The sequence below is a fragment of the Paenilisteria newyorkensis genome, from assembly GCF_000766145.1.
GTDB classification, from domain to species: domain Bacteria; phylum Bacillota; class Bacilli; order Lactobacillales; family Listeriaceae; genus Listeria_A; species Listeria_A newyorkensis.
Window position 1 is genome coordinate 341,146 of record NZ_JNFB01000012.1, and the last position, 16,563, is coordinate 357,708.

The following is a 16,563-nucleotide window of genomic DNA, read 5'->3' on the forward strand; positions in this document are numbered from 1 at the left end:
AGGGAATCAGGTCTAATAGCGTATTTTTAGTGAAAAACACTCCGAAAAGCCTTTCAATCGCGCGTCTATAATGTTACGATATACATGTTATGGAGTAATACACAGCTGGGGGTGTGACGCGTGTTAGAAAAGACAGACACGACAGAAATCTGGGTAGAAATGACGCAGCAGGTATTGGACGACTTAGATGAGGCTCGGGCAAAAGAAAAAATGGGGCGGAGTGAAATGATTATGGAAGCAACACAACAGTTTTTACGTCAAAGAAAAGCACGCGATTTGCGTGACGAAATGGAACGTGGGTATACTGAAATGGCTTCTATTAACTTTTCGATTGCATGTGAATGTACACATGTAGAATCGGAAGCCGAGGATAAAAATTTACAAGTTTTAGGAGGATGAATGAGCCGATGGTGAAGCGTGGGGATGTTTACTACGCGGACTTATCTCCTGTTGTTGGAAGTGAACAAGGGGGAATACGGCCTGTTCTCGTTATTCAAAACGATATTGGCAATCGATTTAGTCCTACTGTCATCGTGGCGGCAATTACGGCAAAGATTTCTAAAGCCAAATTGCCGACTCACGTTGAGGCAGCTCGAAAACATGGTTTTGATCGTGATTCTGTTATTTTGTTAGAACAGGTGAGAACGATTGATAAACAACGCTTGACGGACAAGATTACGCATTTGGACGATAACTTGATGAATCAGGTAAACAAGGCGTTAGAAATTAGCATGGGCTTAGTAGATTTTTAAAATTGCGAATATTTATGAGTAGTAGAGCGGATGTATCTTTTACATAATTGATGATTAGGGACGGCTTTACTAGGTGAATGATGAGTCAGTACGTGAAGGTTTCGCGAAGATTCAAAGGAACAAAAAAAGAATTACATATTAGATGTTACTTGAGTTTAGAATATAATGTCTGGCTTTTAGTACCCGACATGAGAAAAGCTTCTTAGGCTGTGGCAAACCCCATTTTGCTCCCCCCCTTGCTTTTCTTGTGTCTCTTTTTTTTAGAAAGATTAGACTAGGCTTCAATCAAGGAGAAAGGTTGGAAATAGAGATATGTATAGAGATTTTGCGAATTTTATCCATACAAACAAAGATGTGTTGCTAGGTAAGTGGATGGAACAGATGAAGGAGCAGGCGGACCCAGCAATTCTACTGGTGACGAGTGATATTCTATATGAGGATACAAGTCGCGAATTTTTAGATTTGATTGTTGCTAATGTGCTGGGGACGAAAGATGGTTCCTTTAATGAAAAACTGGATGACTTCGCGCAAAAAGTGGTGCATCTTGGTTGGTCGGTACATTTTGTGACGGCGGGCTTGCGAACGTTTGGACTTCTTGTGTATAGCGAAATGAAGCGGCAAGGGTTGTTTAGTACTGTGAAAAAGAATGCGGATGAGGATATTTATTATCATTTTGAGAATTGGTTATCCTCGATGTATAATGTGGTTGTGAACGCGTATGCCGATTCTTGGGAGAAGACGGTGTCGATTCAGAAAACGGCGTTACAGGAGCTTTCGGCACCGCTTTTACCGATTTTTGATGGGATTTCGGTGATGCCGCTTATTGGAACGATTGATACGGAGCGGGCGAAGCTGATCATGGAGAATTTGCTGATTGGCGTCGTGAAGAATCGCTCGGATGTTGTGCTGATTGACATTACCGGGGTTCCAATTGTGGACACGATGGTGGCGCATCACATTATTCAAGCCAGTGATGCGGTCAGGTTGGTGGGATGCCAAGCGATGCTCGTTGGAATCAGACCGGAGATTGCGCAGACGATTGTGAATTTAGGGATAGAATTAGATCAAGTTATCACGACGAGCACGATGAAAAAAGGCATGGAGAAGGCACTCGCGATGACGAATAGAGAGATTGTAGAAAAAGAGGAGTGAGAGAATGGGAATTCCGATTTTGAAATTGGGAGAATGTCTATTAATTTCCATCCAGAGTGAACTCGATGACCATACGGCGGTAGAATTCCAAGAGGATCTGCTTGCCAAAATCCATGAAACATCTGCAAGGGGAGTCGTGATTGACATTACGTCGATTGATTTTATTGATTCCTTCATTGCAAAAATTTTAGGCGATGTTGTCAGCATGTCTCGATTGATGGGAGCGACAGTGGTTGTGACGGGAATCCAGCCGGCAGTTGCGATTACATTGATTGAGCTTGGTATTACATTCGAAGGTGTCCTTTCCGCGATGGATCTAGAAAGCGGTTTGGAAAAATTAAAACAGGAATTGGGGGAATAGAGATGGAATTCCAATCCTGTGTCAAGATTATCAATGAGTGGGACATTGTCGCCGCTCGCCAGTTAGGACGAAAAGTATCGAAGGAAATCGGTTTTGGTACGGTGGACCAAGCAAGAATCACGACGGCAATTAGTGAGCTTGCGCGAAATATTTTTCTCTATGCGGGAACTGGAGAGATATGTATTGAAAAGGTAGCAGAAGCAGGAAAAGACGGGCTGAAAATTATAGCGAAAGATAAAGGCCCAGGAATAAAAGATGTCAGACAAGTGATGCAAGATGGTTACACAACATCTGGTGGTCTGGGTGCAGGTTTGCCAGGCGTGAAGCGGTTGATGGACACGTTTGATTTAGTATCTAACGTGGAAGAAGGGGCACAGGGAACCATTATTACAACACATAAGTGGGTCCGCTAGGGGGGACGACGCTAGATGGAAGATAGGGAGATTAAGGAATTTAAAGAGAAATATCGTGACATTATGCTGAAATACTTAGAACATCAAGATGAAGAAATATTGTATTCATGCGAAAGATTGACGCGTGAAGCGATGGAAAATCGGGTGGCGCCAGAGGAAGTGGTGAATCTGCATCGCTCGATTTTAGAGGAATATGATGCGGATTTGCCGGAATATGTCTCTTCTTCGTTTGACGTGTTACTTGAGATGATGGTCGGCTACGGGCTGGCCCACATGGAGCATCTTAGCTTGCGTACGGAGCAGATAGCGCTTCGGCGTGAAATTGCGCAGGCTGAGGACATGCAAAAAACGATGATGAAATCGGACATTCCGATGGTTAAAGGCCTTGAGGTTGGTGCGGTGAGCGTGCCGATGCGTCAGATGAGTGGTGATTTTTACAGTTTTACGAATGAGGGCGAGGATAAAATCAGTGTGACGCTTGCGGATGTGATTGGAAAAGGTATTCCAGCGGCGTTTAGTATGTCGATGCTGAAATATGCAGCGGATAGCTATGGCGGTGATACGAAGACGCCGAGTGAGATGTTGCAGAATCTGAATGCAGTGGCGGAAACGAACATTGCGGATAATATGTTTATTACGATGTTTTATGGGTTGTATGACACGGCGCACCACTTGTTTGAATTTGCGTCGGCGGGGCATGAAGTGGGACTGTATTTTAGCGCAAAAACGCGACAGTTTACCGATTTGTATGCGCGTGGTTTACCGCTTGGTATTGATCGCAGCGCTACGTATCGTGCTTTTGAGAAGGAAGTGGAGTTGGACGATATGATTTTTATTATGTCGGATGGTGTGACGGAAACGCGGACAGCGGATGGATTCATTGAACGTGAGGATTTGATTGCTGTTTTTGAAGAGCGCATTGATTTGCCGCCTCAGAGGTTGGTTAAGGAGGTGTATGATCACTTGTGTAAAGTCCAGGACTATGAATTGCGCGACGATTTTACACTCATTTGTTTAAAACGTGTTTAGGGTAATGGTATTCAGGGTAAGTATTCTGGATATACAAAATGGGCGAGGTGAAATGATGAATATCAAAGTAGAGATCAGAGAAACTGATAGTAATCATGCGAAAGTAGTTGTGGGTGGCGAGATTGACGCGTACACGGCACCGAAATTAAAAGAGGCCTTGAGCGAGTTTGTGGATCAAGATAATTTCAAGTTACAGATTGATTTAGCTGGTGTGAGTTACATGGACAGCACGGGTTTAGGCGTTTTTGTTGGCCTGTTTAAAAACTTGCGTGCGAAGAAGAGTGAATTGGAATTGGTTGGATTGTCGGATCGTATTTATCGTTTATTCGAGATTACTGGTTTGACTGATATTATTGAAATCAAAAATGTAGAGGGTGAAATGAATGGCAACAATGTATGACACGATTGAGCTAAAAATTCCGGCAAAACCTGAGTTCGTAAGCTTAGGACGATTAGCAGTATCAGGCGTCGCAAGCCGAATCGGATTTTCTTTTGAAGCAATTGAAGATTTGAAGATTGCGATTAGTGAAGCGATCACGAATGCTGTAAAACATGCTTTTAGTGAAGAGGATAGTGGTGAAATTCAGATTACTTTCTCCATTTATGAAGATAAGTTAGAGGTGCGTGTCACGGATGAAGGCAAGAGCTTTGATCTCGAGAAGCGCAAGGCTGAAATTGGCCCGTATGAAGAGGAAAGCGATGCGGATATGTTGCGCGTTGGAGGGTTAGGTTTATTTTTAATTGAGGCATTGATGGATGATGTCGAGCTGCATTATGATAACGGAGTTTCGGTTGTTATGACTAAATATATAGAGGAAAAGCAGGTGGAGGGGAATGCCAAAATTATCTCGACCTGAGGAACTAGCGGCAAGAGAAGAAGCCCGTGAGAAGGCCAAAGAAAAGGTCTACAAATGGATTAGTGATTACCAAGAAACCGGCGATGAGGAAGCGCAATATGAGCTTGTTGTTCACTATAAGAATTTGGTGGAATCCATTGCCCGCAAGTATTCTCAAGGTAAATCATTTCATGAAGATTTAGTGCAGGTTGGAAATATCGGTTTGCTAGGTGCGATTCGCAGATATGATGCAACGTTCGGTAAGAGTTTCGAAGCGTTTGCGGTACCAACGATTGTCGGGGAAATCAAGCGCTTTTTACGAGATAAAACTTGGAGTGTTCACGTGCCACGTCGGATTAAAGAACTGGGTCCGAAGATAAAAAACGCGGTGGAAGAGTTGACGCGCGAACTGCAACGCTCACCACAAATTAGCGATATCGCGGATTTTATCGGTGCGACAGAAGAGGAAATTTTAGAAGCTATGGAAATGGGCAAAAGTTATCAGGCTTTGTCTGTGGATCATTCGATTGAGGCGGATTCGGACGGAAGCACAATCACGCTGCTGGATGTTGTTGGCGGCGAGGACGATGGTTTTGAACGAGTGAATCAGCGGATGTTGCTGGAGAAGGTATTGCCAGCGCTAGATGAGCGGGAGCAGAAAATTTTGCAATATACGTTCATTGAGAACCGCAGTCAAAAAGAGACCGGTGACTTGCTGGATATTTCGCAGATGCACGTTTCGCGGATTCAGCGCCAAGCGATTAAGAAGTTACGCGCGGCATTGCAAGATGAGGATTTAGAATAGATGCAGGCGATGTGGCAGTCGGATTTAGACACGGAAATCTATGTTTTCCAGCGTGCAAAACACTTACAGCGACATTGTGGTGATCAATTTTTTATAAAAGAAGACGCGTCGGGAATTCTCTGCGCACTAGTGGATGGCCTTGGAAGCGGTAAGGAAGCCGAGAAGGCCGCAAAAGCGGTTGTGGAAGCTATTGATGCGAATAGCTCATTAAAGTCGCTAGCGGACATCGTGGCGCGCTCTAACGAAGCAGTAGCTGGACTACGAGGCGCCGCGATTGCGATTTGGCGAACAGATTGGGCTAAGCAAAAACTGATTTATTGCGGAATTGGGAATATCCGATTTTTTATGGTAGGAGAAGACGACGAGTTGGTCTATCCGATATCATCGACAGGATTTCTATCTGGAAGAAGGCAAAAAATTCGGACACAAGAATTCAGCTACCGCCCAGGCTCCAGATTCTTGATGCACTCCGATGGCTTGACACTAGCAGGGATAAAGAAATACCTCTACGCGAGCGCCAACATAGAAAACACAGGCCACTGCATTGAGAGCAATGTTGTTGAAGTGCCGGAAGATGATGTGACTTTTTTGATGGGGAAAATGAAGTGCTGAGGAAGCCCGTTAGACCCGAAAAAATTTGTTAGGGGCCGCAGTGAAAACCCGTTCTTGGTTTTTGCGGAGGGCACGAAAATTTCGAGGGTCTGGCTTCCGAAGCCGGATCAAATGAAGTGCTGAAAGAGCCCGTTTAGCCTCGACATAATGCAAGGAACGAATGCTCACTCTGTTCGTACTCGTATTGAGGCTCTAAATCGGCAAGTGATGCCTCATAAGAGCCACAACATACTGATACTCTAAGGATTTATCCACTCAACCCAGTCGATAAATCCTTATTTCCTTATGCTCGTGATTCCCCCTCAACCCCAATTTCTATGGTACAATACAAACAGATGAATTTTATGGAGGCAAAGATAAAAATGGAAGAAATTTTAAAACTAGTACATAAATCACTACCATATCGCCCAAACCAGATTAACGCGGTTATTGGCCTACTAAACGAGGGAAATACCGTGCCGTTTATCGCGCGTTACCGGAAGGAAATGACTGGTAGCCTGGATGAGGTCGAGATTCGAAATATTGAAGAACGTTACGCGTATGTGGAAAAATTGGAGCAGCGCAAGGAAGAAATTTTACGATTGATTGAGGAGCAGGGCAAGCTTACGGAGGATTTGGCGGCGGCGATTACGAAGGCGGAGAAACACCAAGCGTTGGAGGATTTATATCGCCCGTACAAACAGAAGAAGCGTACGAAAGCAACGATTGCTAAAGAAAAAGGCTTGGAACCATTCGCGACTTGGCTGCTGACATTCCCGCAGTCAGGGGACGTGATGGCGGAAGCGGCAAAATATATCTCCGCGGAACACGAAGTAGCGACGACCGAGGATGTCCTTTTAGGGGCGCATGAAATCATCGCGGAAGTCATTTCAGACGAGCCGACATACCGAAAATGGATTCGCGAATTTACTCGGAAATTTGGCATGATGCAATCGGTCGGTAAAAAGGTCGAACTGGATGAGAAATCGGTGTACGAGATGTATTACGACTACCAAGAAATCATCGGAAAAGTGGCGAGTCACCGCGTGTTGGCTTTCAATCGTGGCGAAAAAGAGGACATCTTACGCGTTTCGGTCGTGGTAGATCCGCTTAAAATCATCGAATATCTACGCAAACAGGTGATTAAGAAACCTGGATCAATCGCGGAAAGCTATGTGGTGACGGCGTTAGAGGATGCATACAAGCGCTTTATCGGCCCAGCCATTGAGCGCGAAATGCGTGCGGAATTGACGGAAGCCGCGGAAGAACAAGCGATTCATATTTTTGCGGAAAACTTGCGTAAACTACTTTTGCAACCGCCGTTGAAGGGAAAAATCATCTTAGGACTTGATCCGGCTTATCGGACGGGATGTAAGCTGGCATTGCTTGATAAAACGGGGAAAGTGTTGACAATCGACGTGATTTATCCACATCCGCCTCAAAATAAAAAAGCAGACGCGAAGCAAAAAGTATTGCAGTTGATGAAGGCGTACGATGTCGAAGTTGTGGCGATTGGAAACGGAACGGCGTCACGCGAATCCGAGCAATTTATCGCCGAACTAATCAAGGAAGAGAGCCTGAACGCGTATTATTGTATCGTGAATGAAGCTGGGGCTAGCGTGTATTCCGCGAGTGACATTGCGCGCGAAGAATTTCCTGATTTCCAAGTCGAGCAACGAAGCGCAGTTTCCATCGGGCGTCGCTTACAAGACCCGCTTGCCGAACTCGTAAAAATCGATCCGAAATCCGTCGGTGTTGGGCAATACCAGCATGATGTGGCGCAAAAACAACTCAACGACACGCTGACATTTGTCGTTGAAACAGCGGTAAACCAAGTCGGTGTCAACGTGAACACGGCCTCGGCGTCTCTTTTGCAATATGTTGCTGGTTTGAATAAAACGGTGGCGGGGAACATTCGCAAATACCGCGAGGAAAATGGACCGTTCGCATCACGCAAAGAACTCAAAAAAGTACCGCGTCTAGGCGCTAAATCATATGAACAAAGTATCGGATTCTTGCGTATTTTGGAAGGAAAGCACCCGCTTGATGCCACGGCAATCCATCCAGAAAGCTACGCGACAGCAGAGAAAATCGTCGTTTCTGCTGGATTCCAATTGACAGATCTCGGTTCACAGGAGCTGAAAAAAGCATTGGAGCAGTTCAGCCTAACCGAGATGGCGGCAGAGCTTGACGTCGGAAAAGAGACGCTTCAGGATATCGTGGATTCGCTCGTGGCTCCAGGACGCGATTTGCGTGATGAGCTCGATGCACCACTTTTGAAGCAAGATGTTATTTCGATGGAAGATTTGAAAAGCGGTATGGAGTTGCAAGGAACGGTGCGGAATGTCGTTGATTTCGGGGCTTTTGTCGATATCGGCGTGAAGCAGGACGGCCTCGTTCATATTTCGAAGCTGAGCAATTCTTTCGTCCGCAAGCCGATGGATGTTGTTTCGGTGGGCGATATTGTGACGGTTTGGGTGGATGATGTCGACCAGAAAAAAGGCCGGATTTCGCTAACGATGCTGAGTCCAGATCAAGGGAAGTAAGCAGATGATGACAGAACTAGAGTTGCAGCGGCATATGGAACGCGTGTCGTTGCAATTTTTCCAAAAAAGGTTCCAGCACCAAGCCCGCTTTAATCAGCGCCTGCGCACGACTGGTGGGCGTTATTTGTTACAGAGTCACGATATCGAAATGAATCCGCGGTATCTGGAGAATTTCGGCTTGGATTATTTCATCGGGATTATGAAACACGAGCTGTGTCACTATCACCTACACCTTGAGGGAAAAGGCTACCAACATCGTGATGCGGATTTTCGAGCACTGCTTGCAAAAGTCGATGCCCCGCGGTTTTGCCAAGCGATTCCGACGACGCAAAAAATGCACCGCTACACGTGTTTATCATGCCAAACAGAATTTCTACGCAAGCGCCGCTTCGATGTGAAAAAATACCGTTGTGGCCGCTGTAATGGACGATTGGCGTATAAGAATGAAGAACTTGTGAACAGGTGAAAAATTGTTTTAGTGAAATAACCAGATAAAGCTTGATTTTTTCAGTATTCCTGCTTATAATGTAAAGAGTCAGCAAAACAAAATGACGCTATTCCACAGTAGCTCAGTTGGTAGAGCAATCGGCTGTTAACCGATCGGTCGCAAGTTCGAGTCTTGCCTGTGGAGTTCTTTTTATGCGAGCTGACGATTCAAATATGGGGAAGTACTCAAGTGGCTGAAGAGGTGCCCCTGCTAAGGGTATAGGTCGTTAACGCGGCGCGAGGGTTCAAATCCCTCCTTCTCCGCCATATTATAAACTTTCAAAACGATGCAGAAATGTATCGTTTTTTTCATACACAAAAACAGGCCAGTCTAGATGACCAGCCTGCTTGTATAGTTACTCCACAAAAAATTCAAACTTCGTCCACGGTTCCATGTAGTCCAGCAAGAAAATTTCCTCATCCAGAATCCGTCCAACAACATTGGTTTTGCCGCGGTTTTCCATGTCTTTTAGAGCGATTTGTAATTCGCCTTTATATTGGCCGTATAGCTCATTTTCAATCAAGATATCGCCACGTTTGATATTTGGTGTGAAGGTAGGTTTGAAATCTTCGCCGCGATATTTGACGCGTGATTGTGTCGAGCGAATGAAATAATCGGATACGTCGCCGCGATAGAAGTGAGGCTCTTCCGTGACAATTTTGCGCTCTAATGGAGTGATGGTGTCGTGAAGTTGTATTTTTAAGCCGAATTTCTCTGCTTGGAGCACGGCGCTCAGTCGCGCTAGTTCGTCCTCAGAAGCATAGGCATTCGCGACGATAATATCATCGATGAGCTTGGTCGCTAAAAGGTGCTTTGCCTGCGTATCAATCGGCAAACCGCGGTGCATCTCAAGCGTGCACAAGCCCTCCGTCACTGGCCAAGGACCATACGTCGCGTCATTCGAATGAACAAACGCGGCGGTGCGAATCTGAAAACTGCGGAAACGCTCGCTGCATTTCACAAAATAATCATAGGAAAGACCAGCATAACGGTGTGGATAAAAATTATGGGAACCAATCAAATTATCACGATTCGGCTGAAAATCGATGATATTATTCAAGTAATTCGTGTCGTTACTCATATTAATCTCGATTTTGAGACCGTACGGATTAAACGTCATCGCAGCTTCTTCATTGCCCGTAAAGCCCATATCTAGGCGAATCCCGTAGGCGCCGAGCTCGTGGAAAAAGGACAGATCATCGTAAGAAATGCCAAGCGCTTCGAAAATGCGTGGCGAAATATCAACCAAGACTTCCATGCCGAGCTCGTTCGCATAACTAATCGTTTCTTTAAATTCGCGTAAAATCAGTTCTTTATCGCCGCTCACCGACAATAAACACGTAAACACCCGTGTAAAACCGTATTTGTGCGCCAAACTAATGTAAGCCTTATCTTTTTCAGGTGTCGCGTGTTCTGGATAAATCGAAATGCCAAGTTTATGCATGAATCGTACCTTCTTCCTTATATTTTAGCGGGGGATACGTGACGTTACCGAGAATGACGTGTTCGCGAGCGCCGGTTGCCATCGGAACGTTGGACGGCCGACCATGCAATGTTTCATACGCCAGCAAGCCAAACGCGACCGCCTCTTTTGCGTCGGAGGAATAGCCAATGTCTTCCTGCGTCAATACCTCACAACGCCCCTCCAAAAGTTCCGCCAAATAGCGCAATAACGTCTTGTTATAACTTCCGCCACCGCTGACAATCACTTCATCGATCGCCATTTTTGAAAAGACGAATTGTTCGTAGTTGGAAGCGATGGTTTTGGCTGTAAACATGGTCATTGTCGCGATCAAATCCTCCGGCGCCAAATGCCCGTATGTAGTCAGCAATTCATCGGTATATTCCTTCCCAAAAAGCTCGCGCCCAGTGGATTTTGGAATCGCAGCGGTGATAAAAGGGTCATCCATACAATAGGCGAGCAACTCCTCGTTCACCACGCCGTGCGCCGCCATTTCGCCACCATCATCGTAGCCACGCCCGAATAAGCGCTGCATCAAATCATCGATAATCATATTTCCAGGGCCCGTATCAAACGCAAAAACTTGATCCAGCGTCGCATTTTTAGGCAAAACTGTCACGTTCCCAATCCCGCCGATATTTTGCAATAAGCGATTTTTGTGCGTGTCCCGATAGAGCAGTAACTCCGTGAACGGCACGAGCGGCGCGCCTTGACCACCGGCAGCCATGTCCATCGTGCGGAAATTCGAGACAACCGTCGCGCCCGTTTCATACGCAATCACCGCAGGCTCCCCAATTTGCAATGTCGAAGCAGCGAAATCACCGACTTGCTCTGGCTGATGAAAAATCGTCTGGCCATGCGAGCCAATCACGCCAAGCTCTGACGCCGCAATCCCGTTTTTACTACAAATCATTTTCACACTTTCCGCAAAAAGCACACCTAATTTGAAATTTAAACTACAAATCAGCTGTGAATCCGATTCCTCTATACTCAAACTTTTACGAATTTCCGTCACGATTCCAGGTTGAAAGGGCACCGTTTTGAAATCGATCAGTTTTGTCGACAAATTCCCATCAAGCTCTTTGATATCAAGCAAAGCCACGTCCACGCCATCGAGTGACGTACCAGACATTAATCCAACAACATACATCGTTTGAACCTCCTCATTTTAGCTCAGATACATTAAAAAGTAACAACTCGCCGTGCAGACCAGCGTAACGACCGTTGTAAAAATCGCCGCCTGTTTCTTGGATTTATAAAAACCGTGTTTCGCGAGTAAAATATAAGATAGCCCAGCGCTACTACCAAGGCTCGTAAGTAGGAACAAAGCGAGAGCCTTAGAGACGCCAAGGCCGGTAAGTACAGGAAGGAAAATAAGATTGGCTAGAATCGTGATTGCGAAAAAGATAATCGCGCTTTTATAGTTAAACTTGATCCATTTACTATTCGTTTCCATGCGGGTAAAACCTCCTTTTTAAATGAAGAGGGACAACGATGCTGCCCCTCCTTGTGTTTCGTGTTAAGCCAAATTCGGCTCATTGCTGTGCGTTTCTTTATTTTCATCTGCCTGTGCTTGCTCTTCATCCAGTAGTTTTTGATCATACATTTTGAAGAATGGGATGTAGATGACAAACGATATCGCGATATTGACGAGGACGAGAACGATGGCTCGCCAGTCGCCACCTGTAGACAGATATGCTCCAATCGGGGCGGGTAAAGTCCACGGCGCCATGACATAGGTTGGTGAAATGAAACCAAGCGTAGTCGCGAAATAGGCGATCGTTGTTGTGATAAGCGGAATGAAGATAAACGGAATAATCAACATCGGATTGAGTACAATCGGCGTCCCGAAGATAACGGGCTCATTGATATTGAAAAGACTCGGAACCAGTGTTGTTTTGCCAAGCGCTTTCAAATAACTCGATTTGGCAAAGAACAGCATGGCAAGGACTAAACCGAGTGTCGCGCCAGAACCGCCAATCCATACGAACCATTGGAAAAACGTCTCAGGAGCAACGTGAGGAAGTGGATTACCAGCCGCGACAGCTTCCGCATTGGCGCCCAAATATTTCTCCCAAAGAGGTCTTGCAACGGCTCCAATAACGGAAATTCCGTGAATACCAAAGGACCAGAAGAACCCAATTAAAAATACTGGTAAGAGGACACCGAATAAGGTATCGCCAGCTTTTACAATAGGTGAAACGGCTTGGTCGACGAGTGAATGCAGGTCGATGCCAAGGACAACCGTGATTAGTGTCATAAATACAACAACAAAAGCTACGGGAATAAGTGCTTCAAACGATCTTGCTACGCTAGGTGGAACTTGTTCTGGCATTTTGATTGTAATATTACGCGTTTTACAGAAGCGCATCACTTCAACAGAAAAAATTGAAACAATCATTGCCATAAATAATCCGTGACCGCCTAAGTTTGCCATTGGTAGAACAAAACCGACTTTATCAAGTGCGATAGGCGTCAAGGTAAGTAGAAACGAAGCAACAGCAATTTGTCCGCCAGATAGTGGATCAAGTTTGTAGCTCTTCGCTAAATTGTAACCGATTCCAAAAGTGATATAGAGGGACATGATAAACATCGTCATCCTATAAGGAATTAAAATTTCAAAAGCGTGCTCCTGGGCCCATTGATAAAGCGCCGTACTCTCAGGCACCGGTGGAAAAGCAACGATTAAAAACATACTACCAACAATGATAAACGGTAGCGACGAAACAACACCATCACGAATCGCGCGTAGATGTCGCTGTTCAGACAATTTTGCCATTGGAATCGACAAATACTTCTCTAAAAAATTCATAAATGCTTGCATAATGATTCTCCCTTTTTATTTAGTTAGTTATGTATTAGCTCTGCTGTGAAAATGGTGATGAAAAACCTCCTTTTAGCATAAAATAGTTCTCAAGGTGTATTCTAGTTCATTTGAAATAAAATGTCAACGCTTGCAAAAAATATTTAAAAATTTATTTCAGTTGGTTTGAAACATGAAATAACTTGCTATCAGAGGTCTGGCGGCTTTTTTTTGCAGTGTGTAAAAGCTGAATATAATTAATTTTTCTAAAAAATAAGTTGAAATCCATGTGTGAAGATGATATATTGAACCCGTAATCGTCATCTGGAAAATATTATAAAATTTGGCGATATTAAAAAGGGGGATGAAGAATGAAAAAGTGGGCATCAATGTTATTCATACTTATATTAAGTGTATCCGTTTTCTCCGTTGCAGTACAGGCGGATGAGACAACAGAGGGACTGACAAAATTCATCAAAAAAGCGGATGGGACCTATGGCTATGACGCCAACACACCAGTTTTCTACTATAACGGTTCCAGCGAGCAAGTCCAGATTCCAACGACTTACACGCAAGATAAGGAACAATTCAAGAGTTCCTGGGTTGCGACGATTGCCAATCTGAACTTCGCAAAAGTGGCATCAGAATCGGCTTTCCGTGCACAATATAAAACGGTGTTGGATGATTTTGAAACGTGGAATATGAACGCGGTTATTTTCCAAGTTCGGCCACTCCTTGACGCGTACTATCCATCTAAAATAAATCCATGGTCAGAGTTCATCGCAAGTGGTGTGCAGGGCGCAGATCCAGGATATGACCCGCTCGCAATCATGGTCGAGGAAACACACAAACGCAGCATGGAATATCACGCTTGGTTTAATCCATATCGCGTGACGAATACGAAGCTGACGACACAAAGCGTTTTGACTAAAATCGGCGCGACCAAAGAGGAAGCGCTTGCGATGACGGTTCCAGAGCAAATCGTAGCATGGAACAAGGCGGGACTGTTAGCAGATACGAATTACGCTGTTTTGCATCCGGAGAGCGTGCTGCGTTTTGACGAAAAGCTATTTCTCAATCCTGGCATTCCGGAAGTGCAAGATCATGTAGCCGCAACCATCGAGGAAGTCGTAACTAATTATGATGTCGATGCGATTCATTTCGATGATTATTTTTACCCATATCGCATCACAGTAGATGGAAAAAATGTGCTGTTCGGCGATAAAGATGAGGACGCGGCAACCTTTGCCAAATACGGCATTCCGGCCGGTTATCCGAACACAAAAGCAGGGATTGATGATTGGCGCCGCGATAATATTACGACGCTCGTTGATAAGGTGAAAAATACCATCGACACGAGCAACCATGCTAAGAAAACCGCCGTTCAATTCGGGATCAGTCCATTTGGCATTTGGGAGCACAAAGCGAATAATCCGCTCGGTTCCAACACGCCGACAGGTTCCTCGCAGTCCTATTCACAAAGCATTTTCGCGGACACCTATCAGTGGATTAAAGACGAGAAAGTGGACTATATGACCCCGCAAATTTACTGGAGTTTTGACCAAGCAGCCGCACCTTATGGCGATTTAGCGAGATGGTGGAACAAGGCCGCAGAAGGGACGCACGTACAGATTTACGTTGGGCATGCGAACTATAAACACGTCGGAAACGGCGGTTGGGAAGCTGCGTGGATGAACCCAGCCGAAATTCCGAATCAGATGCGTTTCAATCAGCTACTAGACCAAGTTTCCGGAAGCGTTCTGTTCAGCTATAATGACATCAAAAAAAGCGATATCGCAACCCCAACAAACCAAGCAAAAAACGACGCGATTGATCTTTTAAAAGAGACCTATTTCGCGATACCTTCTCTAACACCGAGTAAACCATGGCTGGCGCACCAAGCGATTGCCGCACCGGTGGAAGTCAAGCAAACCGCGGACGCCCTCACTTGGTCAGACACAACCACCAATTCCGCGCGCTACTATGTCGTTTATAAAGGCACAGGAACAGCCGCAGAAATCACTGCCAACCCAGCCAACATCGTCACCAAAATTTGGCGCGGCGACGCATCCGAATTCAGCTATCCAATTAGCGAATCCGGCACCTATGTCGTGACCGCACTTGACGCTGCCAGCAATGAATCCGCACCAGTTATCGCTCAAATCCCTGGCGCTGATGTGACCGTTTTATACCAAGATGAAAATGGTGGAGAAATCGCGTCACCAGAAATTCTAAAAGGAAACGTCGGTGAAAATTTTGCAGCGGAAATAAAAGCGATTGCAGGCTACACACAAAAAGCATCGCAAACAACCGGAACGTTCACAGATCAAGCGCAGACGGTCATTGTGAGCTATACGAAAGACCCAGAGGAAGTCGTGCCAACAGAACCTAATCCAGAGCCGACACCAAAACCCGAACCGAAACCAACGCCAGATCCAACACCAAAACCAGATGGAACAATCGTGATACCGCCAGAGAAAGAAATCGTGCCAAACCAGCCAGAAAAAGCACCATCTGTGGAAAAAGTAGCGAAGAGTCCCGATGAAACGAGTACAGATAAAGGCATGTTGCCAACAACCGGTGACAAGTCGATGGATTTAGCTATTGTGTTGGGATTGGTAGTTAGCATGGCAGGTGTGCTACTACTGATACGTTGGAAAAGAAGACAAGCCTAGGAAGAAAGATTAGCGTCTCTGTTTAGAAATAAGCAGAGACTTTTTTTTGAGAATTTTGAAATAAGTATTGCAAGTTTTGGGGAGTATGCTATAATAAAAAAGTTGGCTTTAGAGCTACGCGTCACGGCCCGTTGGTCAAGCGGTTAAGACACCGCCCTTTCACGGCGGTAACACGGGTTCGAATCCCGTACGGGTCATAGCATTATTTTGTGTATACGCAAAGGAATCGGCGGCAAGCGTTCGCATTCCACCAGTTTCGTGGACTTCCGGTTCTCATGTACGTAAGTACATTCCGCTTCCGGCTTCCACAAAACTGGCGGAATGCAAACGTTTTCGCTCGATTTGTGTAAAGCGGAGATTTCGTCCTACCTGAAAAAGAAAAGAGATGGGTTGGGCGTTTTTTTTGTATTTGATTGTGCTGGTTTTGTGGTGTGAGTGTCGGTTTTGAATAAATATTCATGTTTTTTGAGATAATCATTGACATGGTGGGGTTCCAATAATATAATATTAATTAGTGTTGATAGAGCGGTCGTGGCGGAATCGGCAGACGCGCTAGGTTGAGGGCCTAGTGGGGTAAAACCCGTGGAGGTTCAAGTCCTCTCGGCCGCATAAGTAGTATCAATGGGTTTCAAAGATGGTTCAGATCTTTGG

At 45.3% G+C, this 16,563-nt stretch carries 17 protein-coding genes and 4 tRNA genes; 17 read left to right on the plus strand and 4 right to left on the minus strand.

What is annotated here, in order from left to right; translation table 11 throughout:
• Window positions 1-120: 120 nt before the first annotated feature.
• From EP58_RS06125 to EP58_RS06190, 14 genes are all read left to right on the plus strand, one after another.
• Window positions 121-399, plus strand: a complete 279-nt coding sequence (locus EP58_RS06125; RefSeq protein WP_036079655.1) for a hypothetical protein — start codon at window positions 121-123, stop codon at window positions 397-399.
• A gap of 8 nt (window positions 400-407) precedes the next feature.
• Window positions 408-752: a type II toxin-antitoxin system PemK/MazF family toxin gene (locus EP58_RS06130; protein ID WP_036079839.1), complete on the plus strand. Its 345-nt coding sequence runs from the start codon at window positions 408-410 to the stop codon at window positions 750-752.
• A gap of 312 nt (window positions 753-1,064) precedes the next feature.
• A complete protein-coding gene (locus EP58_RS06135) occupies window positions 1,065-1,904 on the plus strand; it encodes an RsbT co-antagonist protein RsbRA (protein ID WP_036091295.1) in 840 nt (279 codons plus the stop codon).
• A 4-nt stretch (window positions 1,905-1,908) separates the two neighbouring features.
• On the plus strand, window positions 1,909-2,265 hold the full coding sequence (locus EP58_RS06140; RefSeq protein WP_036073255.1) for an STAS domain-containing protein: 357 nt from the start codon (window positions 1,909-1,911) through the stop codon (window positions 2,263-2,265).
• Window positions 2,266-2,267: 2 nt separating this feature from the next.
• A complete protein-coding gene (locus EP58_RS06145) occupies window positions 2,268-2,678 on the plus strand; it encodes an anti-sigma regulatory factor (protein WP_036091297.1) in 411 nt (136 codons plus the stop codon).
• A gap of 15 nt (window positions 2,679-2,693) precedes the next feature.
• Window positions 2,694-3,707, plus strand: a complete 1,014-nt coding sequence (locus EP58_RS06150; protein WP_036091299.1) for a PP2C family protein-serine/threonine phosphatase — start codon at window positions 2,694-2,696, stop codon at window positions 3,705-3,707.
• A 55-nt stretch (window positions 3,708-3,762) separates the two neighbouring features.
• On the plus strand, window positions 3,763-4,107 hold the full coding sequence (locus EP58_RS06155) for an STAS domain-containing protein (RefSeq protein ID WP_036091300.1): 345 nt from the start codon (window positions 3,763-3,765) through the stop codon (window positions 4,105-4,107).
• Window positions 4,091-4,564 carry an anti-sigma B factor RsbW gene (gene rsbW / locus EP58_RS06160; RefSeq protein WP_036091302.1) on the plus strand — a complete coding sequence of 158 codons (474 nt, stop codon included), beginning with the start codon at window positions 4,091-4,093 and terminating at the stop codon, window positions 4,562-4,564. Before EP58_RS06155 ends, rsbW begins: the two co-directional genes overlap by 17 nt.
• Window positions 4,542-5,348, plus strand: a complete 807-nt coding sequence (gene sigB, locus EP58_RS06165) for an RNA polymerase sigma factor SigB (protein WP_036091304.1) — start codon at window positions 4,542-4,544, stop codon at window positions 5,346-5,348. The genes rsbW and sigB overlap by 23 nt, the downstream gene beginning before the upstream one ends.
• A gap of 9 nt (window positions 5,349-5,357) precedes the next feature.
• Window positions 5,358-5,960, plus strand: coding sequence for a PP2C family serine/threonine-protein phosphatase (locus tag EP58_RS06170; protein ID WP_036091703.1), 603 nt, complete (start codon window positions 5,358-5,360; stop codon window positions 5,958-5,960).
• A 362-nt stretch (window positions 5,961-6,322) separates the two neighbouring features.
• Window positions 6,323-8,485, plus strand: a complete 2,163-nt coding sequence (locus EP58_RS06175; protein ID WP_176579691.1) for a Tex family protein — start codon at window positions 6,323-6,325, stop codon at window positions 8,483-8,485.
• Window positions 8,486-8,492: 7 nt separating this feature from the next.
• A complete protein-coding gene (locus EP58_RS06180) occupies window positions 8,493-8,951 on the plus strand; it encodes a SprT family protein (protein ID WP_036091706.1) in 459 nt (152 codons plus the stop codon).
• Window positions 8,952-9,043: 92 nt separating this feature from the next.
• Window positions 9,044-9,116: transfer RNA gene (locus tag EP58_RS06185), tRNA-Asn, on the plus strand.
• Window positions 9,117-9,147: 31 nt separating this feature from the next.
• Window positions 9,148-9,238, plus strand: a tRNA-Ser gene (locus tag EP58_RS06190).
• Window positions 9,239-9,327: 89 nt separating this feature from the next.
• Here EP58_RS06190 and EP58_RS06195 read toward each other — a convergent pair.
• The 4 genes from EP58_RS06195 to EP58_RS06210 all read right to left on the minus strand — a co-directional run bounded on the left by EP58_RS06195 (window position 9,328) and on the right by EP58_RS06210 (window position 13,258).
• Window positions 9,328-10,416: a DUF871 domain-containing protein gene (locus EP58_RS06195; RefSeq protein WP_036091308.1), complete on the minus strand. Its 1,089-nt coding sequence runs from the start codon at window positions 10,414-10,416 to the stop codon at window positions 9,328-9,330.
• A complete protein-coding gene (anmK, locus tag EP58_RS06200; protein WP_036091310.1) occupies window positions 10,409-11,584 on the minus strand; it encodes an anhydro-N-acetylmuramic acid kinase AnmK in 1,176 nt (391 codons plus the stop codon). The genes EP58_RS06195 and anmK overlap by 8 nt, the downstream gene beginning before the upstream one ends.
• Before the next feature lie 18 nt (window positions 11,585-11,602).
• Window positions 11,603-11,890 carry a hypothetical protein gene (locus EP58_RS06205; RefSeq protein ID WP_036091312.1) on the minus strand — a complete coding sequence of 96 codons (288 nt, stop codon included), beginning with the start codon at window positions 11,888-11,890 and terminating at the stop codon, window positions 11,603-11,605.
• Window positions 11,891-11,953: 63 nt separating this feature from the next.
• The gene (locus EP58_RS06210) at window positions 11,954-13,258 is read right to left on the minus strand and encodes a PTS sugar transporter subunit IIC (protein WP_052165013.1); all 1,305 of its coding nucleotides are present in this window, start codon (window positions 13,256-13,258) and stop codon (window positions 11,954-11,956) included.
• Between the two features lie 350 nt (window positions 13,259-13,608).
• Here EP58_RS06210 and EP58_RS06215 point away from each other — a divergent pair, with 350 nt between their 5' ends.
• The 3 genes from EP58_RS06215 (at window position 13,609) to EP58_RS06225 (ending at window position 16,521) form a co-directional block, all read left to right on the plus strand.
• The gene (locus tag EP58_RS06215) at window positions 13,609-15,912 is read left to right on the plus strand and encodes a family 10 glycosylhydrolase (protein ID WP_052171363.1); all 2,304 of its coding nucleotides are present in this window, start codon (window positions 13,609-13,611) and stop codon (window positions 15,910-15,912) included.
• 125 nt (window positions 15,913-16,037) lie between these two features.
• Window positions 16,038-16,109, plus strand: a tRNA-Glu gene (locus EP58_RS06220).
• 328 nt (window positions 16,110-16,437) lie between these two features.
• Window positions 16,438-16,521, plus strand: a tRNA-Leu gene (locus EP58_RS06225).
• Window positions 16,522-16,563 lie beyond the last annotated feature (42 nt).

Bases quoted from the DNA above. Each gene is read 5' to 3' on its own strand.
- sigB (WP_036091304.1), top strand. From the start codon at position 4,542: ATGCCAAAATTATCTCGACCTGAGGAACTAGCGGCAAGAGAAGAAGCC.
- EP58_RS06145 (WP_036091297.1), top strand. From the start codon at position 2,268: ATGGAATTCCAATCCTGTGTCAAGATTATCAATGAGTGGGACATTGTC.
- EP58_RS06150 (WP_036091299.1), top strand. From the start codon at position 2,694: ATGGAAGATAGGGAGATTAAGGAATTTAAAGAGAAATATCGTGACATT.
- EP58_RS06140 (WP_036073255.1), top strand. From the start codon at position 1,909: ATGGGAATTCCGATTTTGAAATTGGGAGAATGTCTATTAATTTCCATC.
- EP58_RS06130 (WP_036079839.1), top strand. From the start codon at position 408: ATGGTGAAGCGTGGGGATGTTTACTACGCGGACTTATCTCCTGTTGTT.
- EP58_RS06205 (WP_036091312.1), bottom strand. From the start codon at position 11,890: ATGGAAACGAATAGTAAATGGATCAAGTTTAACTATAAAAGCGCGATT.
- EP58_RS06215 (WP_052171363.1), top strand. From the start codon at position 13,609: ATGAAAAAGTGGGCATCAATGTTATTCATACTTATATTAAGTGTATCC.
- EP58_RS06210 (WP_052165013.1), bottom strand. From the start codon at position 13,258: ATGCAAGCATTTATGAATTTTTTAGAGAAGTATTTGTCGATTCCAATG.
- EP58_RS06170 (WP_036091703.1), top strand. From the start codon at position 5,358: ATGTGGCAGTCGGATTTAGACACGGAAATCTATGTTTTCCAGCGTGCA.
- EP58_RS06180 (WP_036091706.1), top strand. From the start codon at position 8,493: ATGACAGAACTAGAGTTGCAGCGGCATATGGAACGCGTGTCGTTGCAA.
- EP58_RS06175 (WP_176579691.1), top strand. From the start codon at position 6,323: ATGGAAGAAATTTTAAAACTAGTACATAAATCACTACCATATCGCCCA.
- EP58_RS06135 (WP_036091295.1), top strand. From the start codon at position 1,065: ATGTATAGAGATTTTGCGAATTTTATCCATACAAACAAAGATGTGTTG.
- rsbW (WP_036091302.1), top strand. From the start codon at position 4,091: ATGGCAACAATGTATGACACGATTGAGCTAAAAATTCCGGCAAAACCT.
- EP58_RS06155 (WP_036091300.1), top strand. From the start codon at position 3,763: ATGAATATCAAAGTAGAGATCAGAGAAACTGATAGTAATCATGCGAAA.
- EP58_RS06195 (WP_036091308.1), bottom strand. From the start codon at position 10,416: ATGCATAAACTTGGCATTTCGATTTATCCAGAACACGCGACACCTGAA.
- anmK (WP_036091310.1), bottom strand. From the start codon at position 11,584: ATGTATGTTGTTGGATTAATGTCTGGTACGTCACTCGATGGCGTGGAC.